The sequence below is a fragment of the Streptomyces sp. NPDC028331 genome, from assembly GCF_055565775.1.
In genome coordinates this window covers 75,166-90,767 of the sequence record NZ_JBVHTR010000014.1, presented here as the reverse complement: position 1 = coordinate 90,767, position 15,602 = coordinate 75,166, and the positions used below count along the sequence as shown (strand labels likewise).

General features: G+C 72.1%; 19 protein-coding genes and 1 pseudogene. 6 read left to right on the top strand and 14 right to left on the bottom strand.

The window, feature by feature from the left end:
- The first annotated feature begins 40 nt into the window (after positions 1-40).
- Positions 41-715, top strand: a complete 675-nt coding sequence (locus ACZ4SW_RS21480; RefSeq protein ID WP_468246323.1) for a hypothetical protein — start codon at positions 41-43, stop codon at positions 713-715.
- 70 nt (positions 716-785) lie between these two features.
- Here the strand turns inward: ACZ4SW_RS21480 and ACZ4SW_RS21475 are convergent.
- Positions 786-929, bottom strand: a pseudogene (locus tag ACZ4SW_RS21475) (pectate lyase); the annotation flags it as partial.
- An 83-nt stretch (positions 930-1,012) separates the two neighbouring features.
- Positions 1,013-1,480 (bottom strand): peroxiredoxin, encoded by a 468-nt coding sequence (locus tag ACZ4SW_RS21470; RefSeq protein ID WP_468246316.1) that lies wholly within the window; start codon positions 1,478-1,480, stop codon positions 1,013-1,015.
- 317 nt (positions 1,481-1,797) lie between these two features.
- On the opposite strand from ACZ4SW_RS21470, the gene ACZ4SW_RS21465 reads away from it, so the two are divergent.
- Positions 1,798-2,616, top strand: a complete 819-nt coding sequence (locus tag ACZ4SW_RS21465; RefSeq protein ID WP_468246311.1) for an SAM-dependent methyltransferase — start codon at positions 1,798-1,800, stop codon at positions 2,614-2,616.
- A 45-nt stretch (positions 2,617-2,661) separates the two neighbouring features.
- On the opposite strand, the gene ACZ4SW_RS21460 is transcribed toward ACZ4SW_RS21465, so the two are convergent.
- Together ACZ4SW_RS21460 and ACZ4SW_RS21455 are read right to left on the bottom strand one after the other, a co-directional pair.
- Positions 2,662-3,582: a helix-turn-helix domain-containing protein gene (locus ACZ4SW_RS21460; RefSeq protein ID WP_468246304.1), complete on the bottom strand. Its 921-nt coding sequence runs from the start codon at positions 3,580-3,582 to the stop codon at positions 2,662-2,664.
- Positions 3,583-3,680: 98 nt separating this feature from the next.
- On the bottom strand, positions 3,681-3,911 hold the full coding sequence (locus tag ACZ4SW_RS21455; RefSeq protein ID WP_468246301.1) for a DUF397 domain-containing protein: 231 nt from the start codon (positions 3,909-3,911) through the stop codon (positions 3,681-3,683).
- A 185-nt stretch (positions 3,912-4,096) separates the two neighbouring features.
- Here ACZ4SW_RS21455 and ACZ4SW_RS21450 point away from each other — a divergent pair, with 185 nt between their 5' ends.
- The 3 genes from ACZ4SW_RS21450 to ACZ4SW_RS21440 all read left to right on the top strand — a co-directional run bounded on the left by ACZ4SW_RS21450 (position 4,097) and on the right by ACZ4SW_RS21440 (position 5,623).
- Positions 4,097-4,570 (top strand): hypothetical protein, encoded by a 474-nt coding sequence (locus ACZ4SW_RS21450; protein WP_468246295.1) that lies wholly within the window; start codon positions 4,097-4,099, stop codon positions 4,568-4,570.
- A 198-nt stretch (positions 4,571-4,768) separates the two neighbouring features.
- The gene (locus ACZ4SW_RS21445; protein ID WP_468246288.1) at positions 4,769-5,287 is read left to right on the top strand and encodes an ATP-binding protein; all 519 of its coding nucleotides are present in this window, start codon (positions 4,769-4,771) and stop codon (positions 5,285-5,287) included.
- Positions 5,288-5,347: 60 nt separating this feature from the next.
- Positions 5,348-5,623, top strand: coding sequence for a hypothetical protein (locus ACZ4SW_RS21440; protein WP_468246283.1), 276 nt, complete (start codon positions 5,348-5,350; stop codon positions 5,621-5,623).
- A gap of 87 nt (positions 5,624-5,710) precedes the next feature.
- Here ACZ4SW_RS21440 and ACZ4SW_RS21435 read toward each other — a convergent pair whose 3' ends face one another.
- The 8 genes from ACZ4SW_RS21435 to ACZ4SW_RS21400 form a co-directional block, all read right to left on the bottom strand.
- Positions 5,711-6,142 carry an ATP-binding protein gene (locus ACZ4SW_RS21435; RefSeq protein WP_468246276.1) on the bottom strand — a complete coding sequence of 144 codons (432 nt, stop codon included), beginning with the start codon at positions 6,140-6,142 and terminating at the stop codon, positions 5,711-5,713.
- A gap of 108 nt (positions 6,143-6,250) precedes the next feature.
- Positions 6,251-8,008, bottom strand: coding sequence for a PP2C family protein-serine/threonine phosphatase (locus ACZ4SW_RS21430; protein ID WP_468246270.1), 1,758 nt, complete (start codon positions 8,006-8,008; stop codon positions 6,251-6,253).
- Positions 8,005-9,087: a SpoIIE family protein phosphatase gene (locus ACZ4SW_RS21425; protein ID WP_468246263.1), complete on the bottom strand. Its 1,083-nt coding sequence runs from the start codon at positions 9,085-9,087 to the stop codon at positions 8,005-8,007. Before ACZ4SW_RS21425 ends, ACZ4SW_RS21430 begins: the two co-directional genes overlap by 4 nt.
- A complete protein-coding gene (locus ACZ4SW_RS21420; protein WP_468246880.1) occupies positions 9,084-9,479 on the bottom strand; it encodes an anti-sigma regulatory factor in 396 nt (131 codons plus the stop codon). The genes ACZ4SW_RS21425 and ACZ4SW_RS21420 overlap by 4 nt, the downstream gene beginning before the upstream one ends.
- Positions 9,480-9,526: 47 nt before the next feature.
- The gene (locus ACZ4SW_RS21415; RefSeq protein ID WP_468246257.1) at positions 9,527-9,946 is read right to left on the bottom strand and encodes an STAS domain-containing protein; all 420 of its coding nucleotides are present in this window, start codon (positions 9,944-9,946) and stop codon (positions 9,527-9,529) included.
- Positions 9,943-10,842: an STAS domain-containing protein gene (locus tag ACZ4SW_RS21410; RefSeq protein WP_468246250.1), complete on the bottom strand. Its 900-nt coding sequence runs from the start codon at positions 10,840-10,842 to the stop codon at positions 9,943-9,945. Before ACZ4SW_RS21410 ends, ACZ4SW_RS21415 begins: the two co-directional genes overlap by 4 nt.
- 364 nt (positions 10,843-11,206) lie before the next feature.
- A complete protein-coding gene (locus ACZ4SW_RS21405; protein ID WP_468246243.1) occupies positions 11,207-11,584 on the bottom strand; it encodes an anti-sigma factor antagonist in 378 nt (125 codons plus the stop codon).
- A gap of 351 nt (positions 11,585-11,935) precedes the next feature.
- Positions 11,936-13,123, bottom strand: coding sequence for a hypothetical protein (locus ACZ4SW_RS21400; RefSeq protein WP_468246234.1), 1,188 nt, complete (start codon positions 13,121-13,123; stop codon positions 11,936-11,938).
- A 240-nt stretch (positions 13,124-13,363) separates the two neighbouring features.
- Between ACZ4SW_RS21400 and ACZ4SW_RS21395 the strand changes: the two genes are divergently transcribed.
- Positions 13,364-13,666, top strand: a complete 303-nt coding sequence (locus ACZ4SW_RS21395) for a DUF5133 domain-containing protein (RefSeq protein ID WP_468246226.1) — start codon at positions 13,364-13,366, stop codon at positions 13,664-13,666.
- Here the strand turns inward: ACZ4SW_RS21395 and ACZ4SW_RS21390 are convergent.
- Positions 13,655-13,861, bottom strand: coding sequence for a hypothetical protein (locus ACZ4SW_RS21390; RefSeq protein ID WP_468246218.1), 207 nt, complete (start codon positions 13,859-13,861; stop codon positions 13,655-13,657). The genes ACZ4SW_RS21395 and ACZ4SW_RS21390 overlap by 12 nt on opposite strands.
- A 174-nt stretch (positions 13,862-14,035) precedes the next feature.
- Positions 14,036-15,469 (bottom strand): alginate lyase family protein, encoded by a 1,434-nt coding sequence (locus ACZ4SW_RS21385; protein ID WP_468246876.1) that lies wholly within the window; start codon positions 15,467-15,469, stop codon positions 14,036-14,038.
- Positions 15,470-15,602 lie beyond the last annotated feature (133 nt).

The window sequence follows — 15,602 nt, the reverse complement described above, 5'->3', positions numbered from 1 at the left end:
AGCTCCGGGGTCCATCGACACCACTCCAGCGGGAGACCATATGAACCAGCATCGCAAACCCCGTCCGCAGTCGGTCTTCACCAAGCGCGCCGTCCGCGCCGGGCTGTTCGCCGCCGGGGCGGCCGGACTCGCGACCGCCGTCCCGGCGCAGGCGGCGACCGCGCTGCCGCACCACACCGCGGTCGCCACCGACCAGACGTTCAGCCGCGCCGACTTCCGGCACCACACCCAGACCAGGGACTCCTTCACCGTGCACCAGCTCGGCGCGGTCGACGCCGCCGGCGTGCGCAACCAGGCCAACGCCGTCGGGGTGGGCTGCTCGGTCGACGACCACTGCCGTTCGGTCGCGCTGTCCTTCCAGATCGTCACGATGGCCGGCGAGCACACGCATCTGACCGCGGTCAACCGGGGCGACGCGGTCAACGAGCACTGCGACGGCTGCCAGACCCTCGCCGGGGCCTACCAGTTCATCGTCTCCACGCCGCGCCCCTTCTCCCTGGACCAGGAGACGCAGCGGCGGCTGGCGGACATCCACCGGCGGCTGGACGCGCTGACCCGCTCCACCCTTCCGGCCACCGACCTCAAGGCGCGCGCCGACGCCCTGGCCGCCGAGGTGAACACCGTGCTCCACGACGCGGTCGCGAAGGCCCCCAAGGGCCACGAGCGGCCCACCGTCACTCTCCACCGCCACCTCGACGGCTGGCCCGCCCACTGACCGGGCCGGCCACGGCCCGCCGCCCCGAGGTGGGGGGCGGCGGGCCTTCTTTGTGGGGGAGGGAACCGGCTCAGCGGTAGGTGATGTCGGACGCGCTGTACTTGCAGTAGGTGCCGTCGGGGCCGGTCCCGATCTTCGGCGGTTCCGCGCCCGTGTTGTTGCCGTTGTACTTCTGGCACGGGACGATCTTCTTGCCGCTGTCCCCGACGATGGTTTCTGGTCAACGCCTCGCGCAGAAGTCGTCCGACCTGCCTGGCGAGCGGTTGCGCTCGACGGGGAGAGCCGGGGCGCCGGTCGTCAGGCGCTGCGAGCGCGCAGCGCGGCCAGCGCACGGTCGGCGTGCGCGCTCATGCGCAGTTCGCTGCGCACCACTTCCAGGACCGTGCGGTCCTGGTCGATGACGAAAGTGACGCGCTTGGTCGGAGCCAGGGAGAGACCCCGCCTGACGCCGAACCGCTCCCGGACGGTGCCGTCCCGGTCCGACAACAACGGGAAGCCGAGCGTGTGACGTCCGGCGAACTCCTGCTGCCGGTCCACCGCGTCCCCGCTGATGCCGACCGGCCGCGCGCCGACGGCCGCGAACTCGGCGGCCAGATCGCGGAAGTGGCACGCCTCGGCGGTGCAGCCCGGGGAGAGGGCGGCGGGGTAGAAGAACAACACGACCGGCCCGTCGGCGAGGAGTTCGGTGAGGCGTCGCTCGGCGCCGGTCTCGTCCGGCAGGGCGAAGTCCTCGACCTGGGCGCCCACGCCGACACGCTCCGTCATGACCGGGTCTCCTCGTCCTCGCCGATGGCCGGCCCCCGTCACCGGGCCTGCCTGCGCCGATCCTACGGGGCGACCTGTCAGGCGCGCCCCCGGGTCCGCCTCCGGCCCGGACCCCGGGTCGGCGACCGGCTGGGCCGCGACCGGGGGCGCCGGACCGGCCGCGAAGGCCCTGGCGGGGCTCCTTCGCAACGCGGGGGAGTGGCGGCGGACTTGGCGAGGTGTCCTTCGTTCGAGTACTGGCACGGGCGAGCGCCGGTTCCCTAGGATGGTGTGCCCGCCGAGCCGGTTCGACGGCCCGGCCCGGATCTGGGGGAACGATGCAGTCTGGCAGGCAGTTGTCCACGTCGGTCGACGCCTCGGTGCCGACGGCCGCCCGTATGTACGACTACTACCTGGGCGGCAAGGACAACTACGCTTCCGACCGGGCCGCTTGTGAAGAGCTGGACAAGGTCGTGCCCAGCACGCGGGCGCTCGCGTTGAACAACCGGCGGTTCCTGCAGCGCGTCGTACGGACACTCGCCGAGGAGTACGGGATCCGCCAGTTCCTCGACCACGGATCCGGACTGCCCACCCAGGACAACGTCCACCAGGTCGCCCAGCGCATCGACCCGGCGTCCCACGTCGTGTACGTCGACAACGACCCGATGGTTCTGGTGCACGGCCGGGCCCTGCTGGAGCAGGACGAGCGCACCGCAGTGATCCAGGCCGACATGCGGGACACGGATGCGATCCTCTCGCATCCGGAGACGCGGCGTCTGATCGACTTCACGCAGCCGGTCGCCGTCCTCTTCAACTCGGTGATGCACTGCATCCCGGACAGCGAGACGGACGGACCGCCCGCCCTGGTCCGCCGGGTGGCCGAGCGGCTCGTGCCCGGCAGCTTCATGGTGATGTGCCAACTGGTGAGCGAGGACGCCGACGTCAGGGACTTCGTCACCGACTTCATGGACCGCGCCACGCAGGGGCACTGGGGGCGGGTGCGCCAGGAGAAGGATGTCCAGGCCTGGTTCGACGGGATGGACGTCCTCGAGCCCGGACTGGTGGAGGTCTCCGCCTGGCGGCCGGACTCCGAGGTCGCTCCCCGCCAACTCACCCAGGAGTGGATCGAGTTCGGGGGAGTGGGCCGCATCCGCTGACGGGCCACCGCCTCCGGGTCGCCCGCGGGTTCCCCCGGCCCCCGGTCATCCGGCCGGGTAACGCTCCCGGAGCGTCCTGCGCAACAGCTCCAGCGACTCGTGCGGGTCGAGGGCCTCGTCGGCGAGCCGGTCCAGTGCCACCCGGTACTCCTCCGTCTCGTCCCGGTCCTCCAGGAAGTTGGCGCTCCTGATGTGCTCCAGGTAGACGATGTCCGGCAGGTCCGCGCCGCCGAAGCGCAGATATGTGATCGGGATCGACGGGGCCGACGCGTTGGTCACGTCCAACGGCACGATCTGCACGGTCACATGCGGGCGCTGCGCCATCTCGACCAGGTGCTCGAGCTGCTCGCGCATCACGTGACGACCGCCCAGTACCCGCATGAGCACCGACTCGTCGAGGACGGCCCACAGTTGGGGCGCGTCCGGACGCGACAGCAGCTCGCGCCGCCGCATCCGCAGCTCCACCCGGCGCTCCACCTCGGCGGCCGACGCCGTCGGCAGACCGCGCTCCACCACGGCCCGGGTGTAGGCCGGGGTCTGCAACAGCCCGGGAACGTACTGGATCTCGAAGGTGCGGATCGCGGTGGCCGCCTCCTGCAGCCCGACCAGGCGGTCGAACCACTCGGGCATCAGCCGCTTGTCGTAACGCTGCCACCAGCCGGGTTCGCCGGCCCGCCGCAGCAACTGCAGCAGCACCGAGGCCTCGTGGTCGCCGACCTGGTACAGCCGCAGCAGCGCGCGTACGTCGTCTTCCGTGGGCGGCCTACGGCCTTTGCCCGCCTCGACGCGCGACAGCTTCGCCGGACTGAACCCGAGCGCCCGGGCCGCCTGCTCCTGGGAGAGGCCGGCGTCCTCGCGCATGCCCGCCAACTGCACTCCGACCAGCATCTTCAGAAGAGTCGGAGCGGGGTGGGTCCGGGTGAGATACGGTTCGAGACGGGAGACACGGTGCGACGAGGCGGACATCCTGACTCCCAGTTGGCCGACGGACGACAGGACCGCATTATCGCATTCCCGCGCGCCCCGTCGCAGAGGACGGCAGAACCGGGCCGGCCGGACCCGCCTCACACCAGATGGTCGAACTCCCCGTCCTTGGCACCGGCCAGGAAGGCGGCCAGCTCGGCGGGCGTGTACACGAGCGCGGGCCCGTCCGGATCACGCGAGTTGCGCACCGCGATGGCTCCGTCGGCCAGGCGGGCCAGCTCGACACAGTTGCCCTCGGCGTTGCTGTGCCCGCTCTTGACCCAGCGGGCGTCCAACGACCCCGCCTGCACTCCGTTCGGCACTGAAGGCACCACAGTCTCCTTCCGCTCCCCGTCATGCAATTTCCCGTGCAATTGCACGACGGTGCTGACAGCGTGGATAATAGCGGCGGCGTCCACCGCTTCACAGACGTCAGCGTGCTGACGTCGCCTCAGGGCGATGTCGTGTCCAGCAATGCCGTGTCGTTCTTGGCCCCACACTGTTTGCGGGAGTGGAAATGGCCACACCACTGAAGGACCTGGGGCACGTGCCGTGGGACTCCATCAAGGATTCCAGCGGCTCCGCCGAGGCCATCCCGGTCCTGCTCCACGACGTCGCCCGGGGCGACGAGCCCACCGCCCGGGCAGCGCTCGGCCGCCTGCGGGAGCGCATCTGCCAGTACGGCTTCGTGGTCGACCAGGCCACCGCGGCCACCGTTCCGTTCCTGTGGGAGCTCGCCCGGCTTCCCCACGTGACCTGCCGCGTGGAGATCCTCCGCCTGTTGAGGAACATCGCCGACGCCCACCAGTGGGAGAGCACCGCCTCCGTCTACCCCAAACTGCTCAACTACCCCCAGGACTACGTGGGGTGGGAGCGCGCGGCCCGCCGTGCCGTACGCGCCGACCGGGGCGTTCTGCGGCAACTGCTCGCGGAGCACGACGCGGAACTCGTCGAGGCCGCCGCCGAACTGGCCTCCACCCTGGCCGCCTGAGGCCCGGTGAGCGGCGGGCACAGGCGGTGGATCCCCCAACGGGCGATTTTTCGCACTCATGGCTTGTCCGCGGACGGGTATGCGTGGGTCGATGAATGAACGACACCACGCCCCGCCGGCTCCCGTCCGATGCGAGTCCCGGTGCTGTCTCAGCGGCGCCACGGGTCACGCAGGCCTGCCCGACTCGTTCCGCGCGCGATGAAACCGCTGGACCTCCCCCCGCGGGACGGCGGGAACCCGGGAGCGGCCGACGAGCGCGACACCGGTGCCTCCGTACGCCCGAGGCACGCGCACACGCCCGACGCCGCGCGGCAGGGCGGCCCGCCCCCGCCCGGCGGCCCGGTCACCAGCGCGGCCACGGCGCGCGCCCACGTGCTCACGGTGGTCCGGAGCCACTGGGACACCCGGCCCGTACGGCCGACCGAGCAGGCCGTCACCGACCTGCTGCTCGTCACCTCGGAACTGGTGTCCAACGCCATCCGCCACGGGGGCGGACTCGCCGGTTTCGAGGCCGTCCCGACCCGGGAGGGCGTCCGGCTCGTCGTGCACGACCGCAGCCCGGACATCCCCTCCGTGGCGTTCGGCACCGGCGAGCTCCCGAACAGGCAGGACCGGGGCGGCTTCGGCTGGCCGTTGATCATCAAACTGGCACGCGACATCACCATCGAACCGCGTGCGGACGGCAAGACCATCAGCGTGCTGGTGCCGCTCGGCTGAATCGTGTTTCCACGGGCGAAGCGGGGCAACGCGAAAGGGGCACCCTGTGAAGGAGCCCACATGATCGCCGTAGCCCTGCTCATGCCGGTGTCCATGCTGTGTCTCGTGCTGGCGCTCGGCAGGTATGAGGAACGGATGCTCGCCCCGCGCGGCAGCACCAGGACCCGCGCCGCGGGACGCCGTCGGCTGCACGCCGTGCCCGCTTCCCCGGACCGGACGGACGCAACCGGCACCGTGCCGCGGATCCCCGAGCCCACGGCACACAAGGCCGGAGAGACAGGCGCCACCGGCAGCACCGCCCCGGACGCCTCCGGGACGCGGTGGCAGGCGGCCTGAGCCCGTAGGCCCCCGTGCGCACCGTCGGACGGCCGACGGCTCGGCGGGGGCTCCGCCCCGGTGGGGCCGGGCGGAGAACGCCGCGCCCTACCAGGGCAGGAACACGTGCACGTCCTTGCCGTCCGGCTGGACCACCACACTCACCTGGTGGCACAGCGTGTGCACCAGATGCCAGCCGATGCCTCCGCTCTGGCCCGGTTTGAAGGGACGCGGCGCGGGAGGCGTCGTACTCGTGTCGTGCAGCGTCACATGGACACCGTCGTACGTCGCACGCATCCGCAGGCCGAACGGCCCGGGCGCGTACTGGACGGCGTTCGCCGCCAGCTCGTCGACCACCAGCAATATGTCGTTCCAGTACTCCGGACTCGTCGGAGGCGACGCCCGCGCCAGCCGTCGCAGAAACTCCTCGGCGGCCAGCCGTGCGCCCGTGACGTCCGGCAGGTCACCGCCGAAATCGGCCACCAGGGCCTCCACCGTCTCGAACGGCCAGGCCTTGTCCCAACGCGGCTCGGTTGCCATGCCGTCCTTCCCCCGGCCGGCACTCCGGCCGGTTCTCGTCGTTCGTAGCGCTGTCGCCCGGCCCCCCTTATGACGGTTGCCAGAAAGCCGCCGGATACGCATCCAGGATCACGGCATGGGCAGCTCCCCAGGGGTACCGGTCGTCTCGCCATTGACGTGACACAACAATAGGCACACGTCGTCCTCGCCCTCCGAATCCCGCAGCATCGGCTCGAGCACCCGGTCCGCGGCGCCCTCCAGACCGGCGTCCAGATCCGGCACGGCGAGCGTGGACATCGCCTCGGCCAGACGCTCGATGCCCGGGTCGATGCCGTACGCCCGCCGCTCCACCAGGCCGTCCGTGTACAGGGCGAGCGTGGAGCCGGGCGGCAGGGACACGGTGTGGTCCGGGATGTCCTGCTGCACCGGAACGCCGAGCATGGCACCCGGCTTGGCGTCGAGGGTGTGCACCCGGCCGTCGGGCGTGCGCAGCACCGGGGGCGGATGACCGGCCGCGGCCCAGGTCAGCACCGGTTCGCCGGGCCGGAAACGGGCGATGACCGCGGTGGCGTACAGGTCCGGCTGCAGATGGTGCAGGAAGAGGTGCAGCCGGGTGAGGAGCCGGCCCGGGCTGCCCCCGTCGACGGCGTACGCGCGCAGGGCCGTCCGGAGCTGGCTCATCATCACCGCCGCGTGCAGCCCGTGCCCGGTGACATCGCCGATGACCGCGATCAGGCTCCCGTCGGGCTGCCGGAACGCGTCGTACCAGTCGCCGCCGATGTTGAGTCCGTGGGTCGCCGGCAGATAGCGGGCGGCCAGTTGGAGCCCGGGCGTGGTGGGCAGCTCGGTGAGCAGCGCCCGCTGCAGCGTCTCGGCGATGTCGCGGCTGTGCTCGAAACGCTGGGCGTTGTCGATGGCGATACCCGCCCTGCGGGCCAGTTCGATCAGCATCACGGCGTCGTCCGGGTCCCACCGGTCGCCGGGCGGGGTGAGGGTGATCACGCCGAGGGACGCGCGCCGGGCCGACAGCGGAATGCACAGCAGCGGCCGTGTGGGGTGCAGGGCCGAGGGCGGCCGGTCGTCCACACCGGGCAGACCCCCCGGATGGGGCGCCGCGTACTGCGGGCGGCCGGTCCGGGCGGCGAGCACGGCGGCGGCCGCGCGGGGCGCGTGGCTCGACTCCGCGTCCTCGTCGCCGAGCAGCCAGACCTCGGCGGTGCGCGCGTAGGTCGGGGTCAGCAGCTCGGGGAGCAGGCGCACGATCTCCCCGTGGTTCAGGGACGCCGTCAGGGCCGCGCTGGCGTCGGCGAGGAAGGTGAGCCGGCGGCGCGCCTCCTCGGCCTCCGTGCGCGCCGCCCGCTCGGCGGCGAACAGCGCGCGCTGTGCCTGGCCGGCGGCGTCCAGCTCGGCATGCAGGGCGAGGACGCCCTGGTTGGTCTGGTGCAGCTCCTCGCGGTGGAAGGCGACCAGCGCCTCCTGCTCCGAAAGCGCCTGAAGGACGCGCGCGGTGTCGTCGTCGGCGCTGAAGAGGGCCTCGGCGAGGGCCGGCGGGGAGGCGCGCACCGTCACCGCGTCGGCCCGGCCGCCCCGCTCGGGCGCCGGGACCTGGGCCTGCCACGTCGGCTCCTCGTGGGGGCGCTCGTCCGGGTCGGGACGGACGGTGACCCGCAGCCGTGGCTGTTCGTCGCGCTTGGACGCGGGAGTGGTCGCCAGGGTGAGCCGCCACGCGCCGCCCTTGGTGAGGCACTGGCGGAGCTGCTCGGTGAGCCCGGTGACCAGGCGGGTGCGGTCGACGACGGAGACACCGAGGTCGGCCGCGAGCCGGGCGGTGGCGATCCGGGCCCGGGCGGCGTCGACGACGGTGATGATCTGCCAGGTGTGGGTCATGGCTCACGCTTCGGCGGTGTGGGGGACAGCACGGTCACCGTGGTGTCGTCGCGGACGGGCCGGGCGGCACTGCTGGCGTCCCGCACGATCAGAGCCGCGGTCACGCCGGGGTCCAGGTCCGCGGAGGGCACGTCCTCGCGCAGCGACCATCGGCTGGGCAGTCCGTCGCTGTGCAGGACGAGGAGGCAGTCGGGCGACCAGGGCAGCCGCCGGCACGGAATGTGCGCCGGCCGGTGGGCGCCGACTATCCCGGGATGCGACAGCAGGTGCTGCCAGCCGCCGCCGGAACGGAACCGGGCACCGATGTTGCCGATGCCGGAGAACTCCAGATCCCCCTTCGCCAGGTCGAGCTGGGCCACCGCGACGGCGGCTCCCCGGGTGCTGCGCAGCACCGTGTGCAGGACGCCGAGCAGCTCCGCCGGCGGCAGATGGGGGCTGTCCCGCAACTGCCGGACGGCCGCGTCGGAGGCCTCGGCCGCGGCCGGGCCGTGCCCGAGGCCGTCGGCGAGCAGCAGTGTGACGCGCTCCCCGGATCTCACACAGGCCCAGGCGTCACCCGAGACGGCCCCGGCGAGGGGGATGTTGACGCCGCCGGCCCGCACCGGTGCCTGGTCCTGGACGTGGGTGTGCCGGGCGTGCCCGTGTCGTCGGCGACCCGACGAGGCGCTCAGCCGGGCCAGGGCGACCGTGCCGCGTCCGGGCGCGCTGTGCAGCTGGAAGTCGTCCGCTATCCGCCGGCAGGTGCCGAGGCCCGCACCCAGCGAGGCCGTGGTGGAGAAGCCGTCGCCCAGTGCGGCCGTGAGGTCGGGGATGCCGGGACCGTGATCCATGGAGACGATCTGCAGCGCCGGCCGTCGAGCGGTCGCGTCCGGGGAGAGGTCCGCGTCGACCGTGTCGATGAGCATCCGGCCACCGCCCCCGTGTTTGAGCAGGTTGGTGGCGAGTTCGGTGGCGACGAGCACGGCCTGGGCCGTACGGCCGTCATCGAACCCCGCCTGGCCACAGGCCTCCCGCGCCGCCACCGCGACATCCCGTACCCGGGTCGAGTCGTGCACGGGCACGTCCCGGACGCGGGTCATCGGATCTCCTCACGGGGTCGTGGCGGTCCGGCGGCCCAGCAGACCACGGTGACCCGGGTGCCGTTGCCGGGACGGGAGTCGATCGAGAACTCGTGGACCAGCCGCCGGGCTCCGCCGAGCCCGAGGCCGAGGCCGCCGCCCGAGGTGTAGCCGTCGGTGAGGGCCTGCTCGATGTCGGGGATGCCCGGTCCCTCGTCGACGAAGGACAGGCGCAGGCCCCGGGTCCGGCCGTTGTCCAGGAAGGCGAACTCGACCTGTCCGCCTCCGCCGTGGACGAGTGTGTTGCGTGCGAGCTCGCTGGCCGCGGTGATCAGTTTGGTCTGTTCCACCAGACCGAAACCGATCTCGGCAGCAGCCTGCCGCACATGCTGCCGCACCCACGCCAGATCCATGTCCGTGCGGATGGGCAGGCATGTGGTGACGCGGCCCGATGTCTCCGTCACGCGTTCTCCTGGCGTGCTCGGCCGTGGGACAGGGGCGTGGACGACCGGGTGAGCATCCGCAGGGCCTCGTCGGTGTCGAGCGCGGTGCGCAGACCCGGCAGCGTGAGGCCGAGTTCCACCAGGGTGATGGCCACCGCGGGGCGCATGCCGGCCACGACGGTCTCCGCGGCGAGCAGCCTGGAACTCGCCGCGATCTCCGCGAACACGCGTCCGAGGAAGGAGTCGACGATCTCGACACCGGAGACGTCGATGACCACCCCGGTGGCGGAACTGCCCGCGATCGCCTCGCTGATGTCCTGCTGAAGCTGTTCGGCGGCCTTGTCCTCCAGTTCACCCTGAAGGGTGACGAGCAGCACGTCGCCGAGCTTGAGTACGGGGACGGAGGCACCCCCAGGGCCTTCGAATCCGCCGGTCACCGCTGGCCTCCTCCGTGGCCCGCCCGGTCGACGATCACGGCGCCCAGCTCGTGCAGGGCGTAGGCGAGGGCGTCGGCCAGGCTCGCCCGGGTGAGGACCGAGCCCAGGTCGATCCCCAGATGCACGATCGTCTGGGCGATCGCCGGCCGGATACCGGAGACGATGCACTCGGCGCCCATGAGGCGCGCCGCCGCGACCGTCTTCATCAGGTGCTGCGCCACCAACGAGTCCACGGTGGGCACCCCGGTGATGTCCAGGATGGCGAACCGGGCCTGCTGGGTGACGACGGCGTCCAGCAGGCTCTCCATCACGACCTGGCTGCGGGCGCTGTCCAGTGTGCCGATGAGCGGCACGGCGACGATGCCGTTCCACAACTTGATGACGGGCGTGGCCACTTCGAGCAGTTGCAGGCGCTGCCGCTCGATGATCTCCTCGCCCGCGCTCAGCGTGGTTTCCATCACCAGCACCCTCAGGGTGCCCATCAGAACGGTGAGCGCGACGACGTGCGCGCTGCTCGCCTCGCCGTCCGAACCGGACAGTTCCGCCCTCAGCAGTTCGGTCACCGACGACCGCAGGGCCGCCACCTCGTCGGCGATCTGTGAAGGCGTCGCTCCCGCACGGGCCCGCGAGGCCACCATACGCGCGAGTTGGTCCCGCGCCCCGGCGAACCCGGCGGCGTTCATGTCCTCGATCCGTCCCGACGCGGCCACCGTGGCGAGGGCCTCCACCAGGGAGCCCGCGGCTTCCACCGCCTCGTCGCGGGACACGGTGAACACCGTACGGAACAGCGTCTGGTCGGCCCAGCGCTGAGAGATCTGCTCCCGACGGCGTAGCAGGAAGTCCCCCACGACCCTTGTCGACGCCCCTGGGTTCGTTGCCGACTCCTGGTCCGTCACGTCCCTGTCTCCTTCGTACGTTCTCTCCCCCGACGGCCGGGGAGCCTGCCCGGAGAGCGCGGTCCTTGTCGCGCGACCACTGTAATCATGGGAGATCCCCCTCGGTATTCGAGGACGCCCCGGAGATCGTCAAACGATCGGGGGACCTCGCCGACTGCACGGCGTCGGGCCGTTGCGGGCGGGTGACGACGAACACGGAAATCAGGCGGGCGGACGAAGTCCCTTGATGACGCTACCGGTTGACTGGCCGTCAGCAAGCACACGGAGCCGGTCACGGCCGAGTCGGGCCACTGTACGGTGACCGCTCGCCTCGGCGCACACACGACCCGGTCCGGCCTTCGAGGCAACGCCTCGCCCAGGGGCTCTAGGGGCGGCTCAGCGTATCGCCCGTGCCGTCCAGCGCGTCCTGAACGGTCTTGAAGGACGGGACGGTCAGGCTCACCCCCGTCAGGTCGAGGATCCGCTGCACGGCCGGGGCCGGATCGATGAGGCCGATCGAACCGCCGACCTGACGGGTCTCCTTGTAGGCGTTGAGAATGATGTTGATGCCCGACGAGTCCATGAACGGCACCTCCGACAGGTCGAGCAACAGGTGCTGCCGGCCGTGGTGCATCTGGTTGGCGAGGTGGTGATGCAACTCCGTCGCTGTGTCGACGTCCAGGAAACCCTTCACAGTGACCAGCGCGACATCCTCCCGGGGCATCGTCACATCGATGGAGAGCGGGGTCTGCTCAGTCGACACAATGTCCTCCCATCCGTACGGTGTGGCGGGACTCGCCTACCCCGGGGCGGGCGACAGATGCACCGCGAACCGCGCTCCGGAGGTGATCAACATCTCGCTGCCGGGCTCGCACCAGTCGCACCCCACACCGAGTTCGCCACGGGTACCCCGACAAACCTCCGTCTACACCCGGCTGTCACGGATGGCGGAAAGGAGGCGTCGAAATCGGCCCCGCATATTTTCGGGGAAGCCGGGCAGCAGCATCTCGGACCGCTCGCGGACGCCCTCCCCCCTGGCATCGCGAGCCGTCGGCCCCGCCGATGCCCTCCCCCCGGGACCCGGCGGGGCCTTTGTCCGTCCGCAGGCGTACCGCTACTTCGGCTCCCCGGCGTCCGGCGGCCCGCCCGGGGAGGTCTGCGCGGACGGCTCCGTCTCCGGGGCGGGGCCGCGGTCCTGCGGGCCCGGCACGCCGAGCGACTTCACCCCGTCCACCACGCGCTCCAGGGGCTTGGCCAGGGTGCGCAGGGAGAAACCCTCCCGCTTGCGCGGCTGCCGGGGTGCGGGCAGCGCCCCCGACTCCTGGTAGGCCGCCAGGGCCTCGTGGGCGAGTTCGGCCGCCTCCCGGTACAGGTCCCTCGACCTCGTCATGGCCTCGAGCGCCTCGGCGTAGGCGGCGAGCCGGCTGCGTGCCAGGGCCAGTTCCTCCTCGAGGGTGGTCAGATGCCACTGCTCCCGCAGCGCGGACAGGGCCTCCTCGGCGCCCTCCGGCAGGGGCGCGGGCTGCTCGGCGAAGCGTCGCACGGTGTCGAGCAGCTCCGTGGGGCGCGAACCGTCGAGGAAGACCGTGCGTACGCTGAACCCGTTGTCGTCGGCGCCGGGACCGGACGGCGCCGCGGGCAGCACCACGGCGCCGCCCCGGGGCACCCGGGCGCCGAGGTCGTACAGGGCCCAGTTGACCACCTGGAACTGCTCGGGTGCGGCCCGGTGTTCCACGACACGGTGCCTGAGAGCGGGCGGCAACAGGGGCGCGAGGGGGCGCAGTCCGCGCTCGTCGGGGGTCATCGCCTCGTGCACGACCACATGGATGCTCCACGAGTGGCGCGCGCAGTCCTTCAGCAGACGCCGCAGGGCCCGGTCCTCCGCGGGCAGCGGATTGATCTCCCTGAAGCGCAGCCCGGGCACCACGTCGTGGTCCCAGGGCACGTCCGGGTCGTCGGGCCAGAAGACGGTGGCCGGTGAGGGCCAGTAGGGGTCCCAGGCCCGGTCCGCCTCGGCCACCAGCACCCAGTCCTGGGTGCCGTCCTTGTCGTCGGGTGTCCCGAGATCGAGGCGGGCCCGTACGACGACGTCGTCCGCGACGAGCCACCGCGCCTCGAAGACACGCGCGGGCGCGTCGTCCGGGGAGCCGTCGAACTCCGTCTCGTCCTGGATGACGTTCTCGCTCTTCAGCTTGCGCAGGCGGCTTCGGACGGCGTCCTCGGCACCCGGGCCGAGGTGTCGCCCGCGCGCAAGCCAGACGGTGTCGGGAGCCGTGGCACGGGCGGTGGAGGACTTTGCCATGGATCACTCTGCGGAAAGGGGACAGGGGCGCCTCCCAGTATGGTCCGTGCACGTCAAGGGCGAGGAGGGAGGGCGGCTCGGGGATCCGCGTGTCGCGCCGTGGCCCCGTCCGGTGAGGGGCGGTCGTGGGGGAGGGGAGGGCCGAGATCGCGCCATATCGCGCGCGGTGTGAGACGAGTTGTGCATGCTTCCCCCGGGACGGGGGAGTCGGGACCGAAAAACCAGAGAAAGGGCCCGACTGTGCTCGTTCCGGATCCGAAGGCCGTCAGGAGACTGCTGACTCGGTACGCGTCCCTGCGGATCGCGCTCGCCGAGCGGGAGACACCCGAAGCGGCGGCAGAACTGGCGGACGTCAGCTACACGCTCTGCGTCATGACGGGGACCCGGGACGTGCGCGACGCCGTCGCCGCCGCCGACGCGCTGCTCCTCGCGGACAGCCCGAAGCTCGCCCCGCAGCAACCGCACCGGTCCGCAATCACGGCTCCGGGGGGCGGCCCCCTCCCCGGCGCGGTGATTCCGGACCGGGAGTCGCTAAGGCAGTAGCTTGTCCAGCGCGGCGTGTCCCTCGGAGGCGAGCTTCCGCTCCGCCCAGGCGAGGGTCTGGGGGGTGATGTCCCGCCCCGAGGCGAGGACCAGATCCTCGGCCGAGGTCTCGAGGGGGCACGCGTGCAGCAGCTCGTCCGGCGTGGCACGGTCGTCGGCCGGACGACGCGACGCATCAGGCTGTGACGTCGACATTCTGTCTCCTCCGCGAGTGGATTCTCCCCTCACCTTTGCCCCGGATGGCGCAGCGCGCATCCCGAAAGATGCGGAATCGGTCCTTCCGTACCGGGCGCAGCAGGTCGGGTACCCAGCGTGTGCGGGGAGCAGGCGCCCGGCGGTCCGACGACGGCGGACCGCCGGACGGCGGGCTCACGCGCGGTCGCGCCCGGCGCGGCCGCGGCGGCGCAGCAGGAGCAGTCCGCCCGCGACGGCGGTGACGCCCGCGGCGGCGGTCCACGCGGGCACGTCCGAGGAGCCGGTGTCCGCCAGGTCCCTGCTCCGGGCGCCCTGCGCTCCGGCCGCGGACGACGGCGCGGGGGATCCGCCGCCTCCGGCCCGGGCGCCCGTCCCGGATCCGGGGGCCGGGGATGCGGCCGCGCCCGTGGCGGACGCCCGGTCGCGGGTGAACGTCAGCGTGCCGAAACCGAGCTGGTCGTAACCGCCGCTGTTGGGCCCGTAGTCCCCGCCGCCGCCCTCGGGGGCCGTCCTGGCCGCGATCCGCGTGACGTAGGGTGCGTCCAGCCCACGGCGCTTGGTGTAGTGGTTGGCGATCATGGCCCAGATCGGGCGGGTCATGGCCGGGTCCACGGCGGCCGCCCTGCTGGTCGTCTCGCTGCCGGACCAGACGCCCGGTGCGCCCTTCTTCCGGGTCAGCGCCGTGTAGGGCACGGATCCGCCCATGCCCCACCTGGCCACGTACTCGGCGCCCTTGAGGAAGCGGCTGTCTTCGTATCCGTACAGGTCGATGCCCTGGTTCCAGGCCATCTCGCACACCGTGCCCATCAGGCCCACGCCGAGCAGGGCGTGCCCCTGGTCGCGCCCCGCCTCGGCCCATTCGGCGAGGCCGTCGGGGTGCACCACGGGGATCGCGTTCCTGACCGAGCCCATGCCCTGGCCCTGCCGGAAGTAGGAGACCGCCTGGTCGACCGCGGTGCGGTCGTCGCAGAGGATGCCGACGCCGAGGACGCAGGCCATCGCGGCCAGGTCCCAGTTGGTCCAGTAGTTGCTGACGTAGGCGCCGTTGTGGTGGACGAGGAAGTCGGAGCTGAGGGGAAGGAAGACCGACCGCATCATCTTCTGGAAGCGGGCCAGGTCGAACCCGGCGTGATCACGCACCAGTTCGGCGGCGTTGGCGAACTGGTAGCCGTACAGCCCGGCCGCGAGGAAGCGGTCCGCCGTGCCGTCCAGCTTGGTGAGCGTGGCGGACCAGGCGTTGAGGATGGCCACGGCGGTGTCCGCGTGCGCGGTGTCGCCACTGACGTGCCAGCGCAGGGCGTTCTGGTAGGCGGCGTGGACGTCGTTGTAGAGGACCGAGTAGTTCTCCGGCGTGCCCGATCCCCGGTAGACGGTCGCCGCCGGCCGGGCCGTCCAGGCGCTCTGCGCATGCCGGTTGGCGGTCAGCTTGGCGAAACCCGCCGTGTAGGGAGCGGCGCCCGCCTTCACCTTGGCCGCCATGCGGTCGAGGTCGGCCCGGGTGTGCAGCAGCCCGGGGTGCGCGAAGGCCGTTCCCGCAGCCGACGCCCCGGGCGCGGGGGCGACGGTGACCGCGGCCGCGCCCGCGGCGGTCCCGGCGATCTTCAGCATGCTCCGGCGGCTGATCTGTGCTCTCACGTCGGTGGGTCCTCGGTCTCGTCAGGTGGTCCGATCGGGACGGTTGCGCACAGGAGACGGCCCCGGACACGGCCGATAACAAAAAGTGGCGGCTTCGACGGACCCC

Excerpts from the sequence above, each read along its gene's own strand:
- ACZ4SW_RS21470 (WP_468246316.1), bottom strand. The coding sequence starts at position 1,480 with ATGACGGAGCGTGTCGGCGTGGGCGCCCAGGTCGAGGACTTCGCCCTG.
- ACZ4SW_RS21440 (WP_468246283.1), top strand. The coding sequence starts at position 5,348 with ATGATCGCCGTAGCCCTGCTCATGCCGGTGTCCATGCTGTGTCTCGTG.
- ACZ4SW_RS21400 (WP_468246234.1), bottom strand. The coding sequence starts at position 13,123 with ATGGCAAAGTCCTCCACCGCCCGTGCCACGGCTCCCGACACCGTCTGG.
- ACZ4SW_RS21420 (WP_468246880.1), bottom strand. The coding sequence starts at position 9,479 with ATGGATCTGGCGTGGGTGCGGCAGCATGTGCGGCAGGCTGCTGCCGAG.
- ACZ4SW_RS21460 (WP_468246304.1), bottom strand. The coding sequence starts at position 3,582 with ATGTCCGCCTCGTCGCACCGTGTCTCCCGTCTCGAACCGTATCTCACC.
- ACZ4SW_RS21385 (WP_468246876.1), bottom strand. The coding sequence starts at position 15,469 with ATGCTGAAGATCGCCGGGACCGCCGCGGGCGCGGCCGCGGTCACCGTC.
- ACZ4SW_RS21425 (WP_468246263.1), bottom strand. The coding sequence starts at position 9,087 with ATGACCCGCGTCCGGGACGTGCCCGTGCACGACTCGACCCGGGTACGG.
- ACZ4SW_RS21430 (WP_468246270.1), bottom strand. The coding sequence starts at position 8,008 with ATGACCCACACCTGGCAGATCATCACCGTCGTCGACGCCGCCCGGGCC.
- ACZ4SW_RS21480 (WP_468246323.1), top strand. The coding sequence starts at position 41 with ATGAACCAGCATCGCAAACCCCGTCCGCAGTCGGTCTTCACCAAGCGC.
- ACZ4SW_RS21445 (WP_468246288.1), top strand. The coding sequence starts at position 4,769 with ATGAAACCGCTGGACCTCCCCCCGCGGGACGGCGGGAACCCGGGAGCG.
- ACZ4SW_RS21450 (WP_468246295.1), top strand. The coding sequence starts at position 4,097 with ATGGCCACACCACTGAAGGACCTGGGGCACGTGCCGTGGGACTCCATC.
- ACZ4SW_RS21465 (WP_468246311.1), top strand. The coding sequence starts at position 1,798 with ATGCAGTCTGGCAGGCAGTTGTCCACGTCGGTCGACGCCTCGGTGCCG.
- ACZ4SW_RS21435 (WP_468246276.1), bottom strand. The coding sequence starts at position 6,142 with ATGGCAACCGAGCCGCGTTGGGACAAGGCCTGGCCGTTCGAGACGGTG.
- ACZ4SW_RS21390 (WP_468246218.1), bottom strand. The coding sequence starts at position 13,861 with ATGTCGACGTCACAGCCTGATGCGTCGCGTCGTCCGGCCGACGACCGT.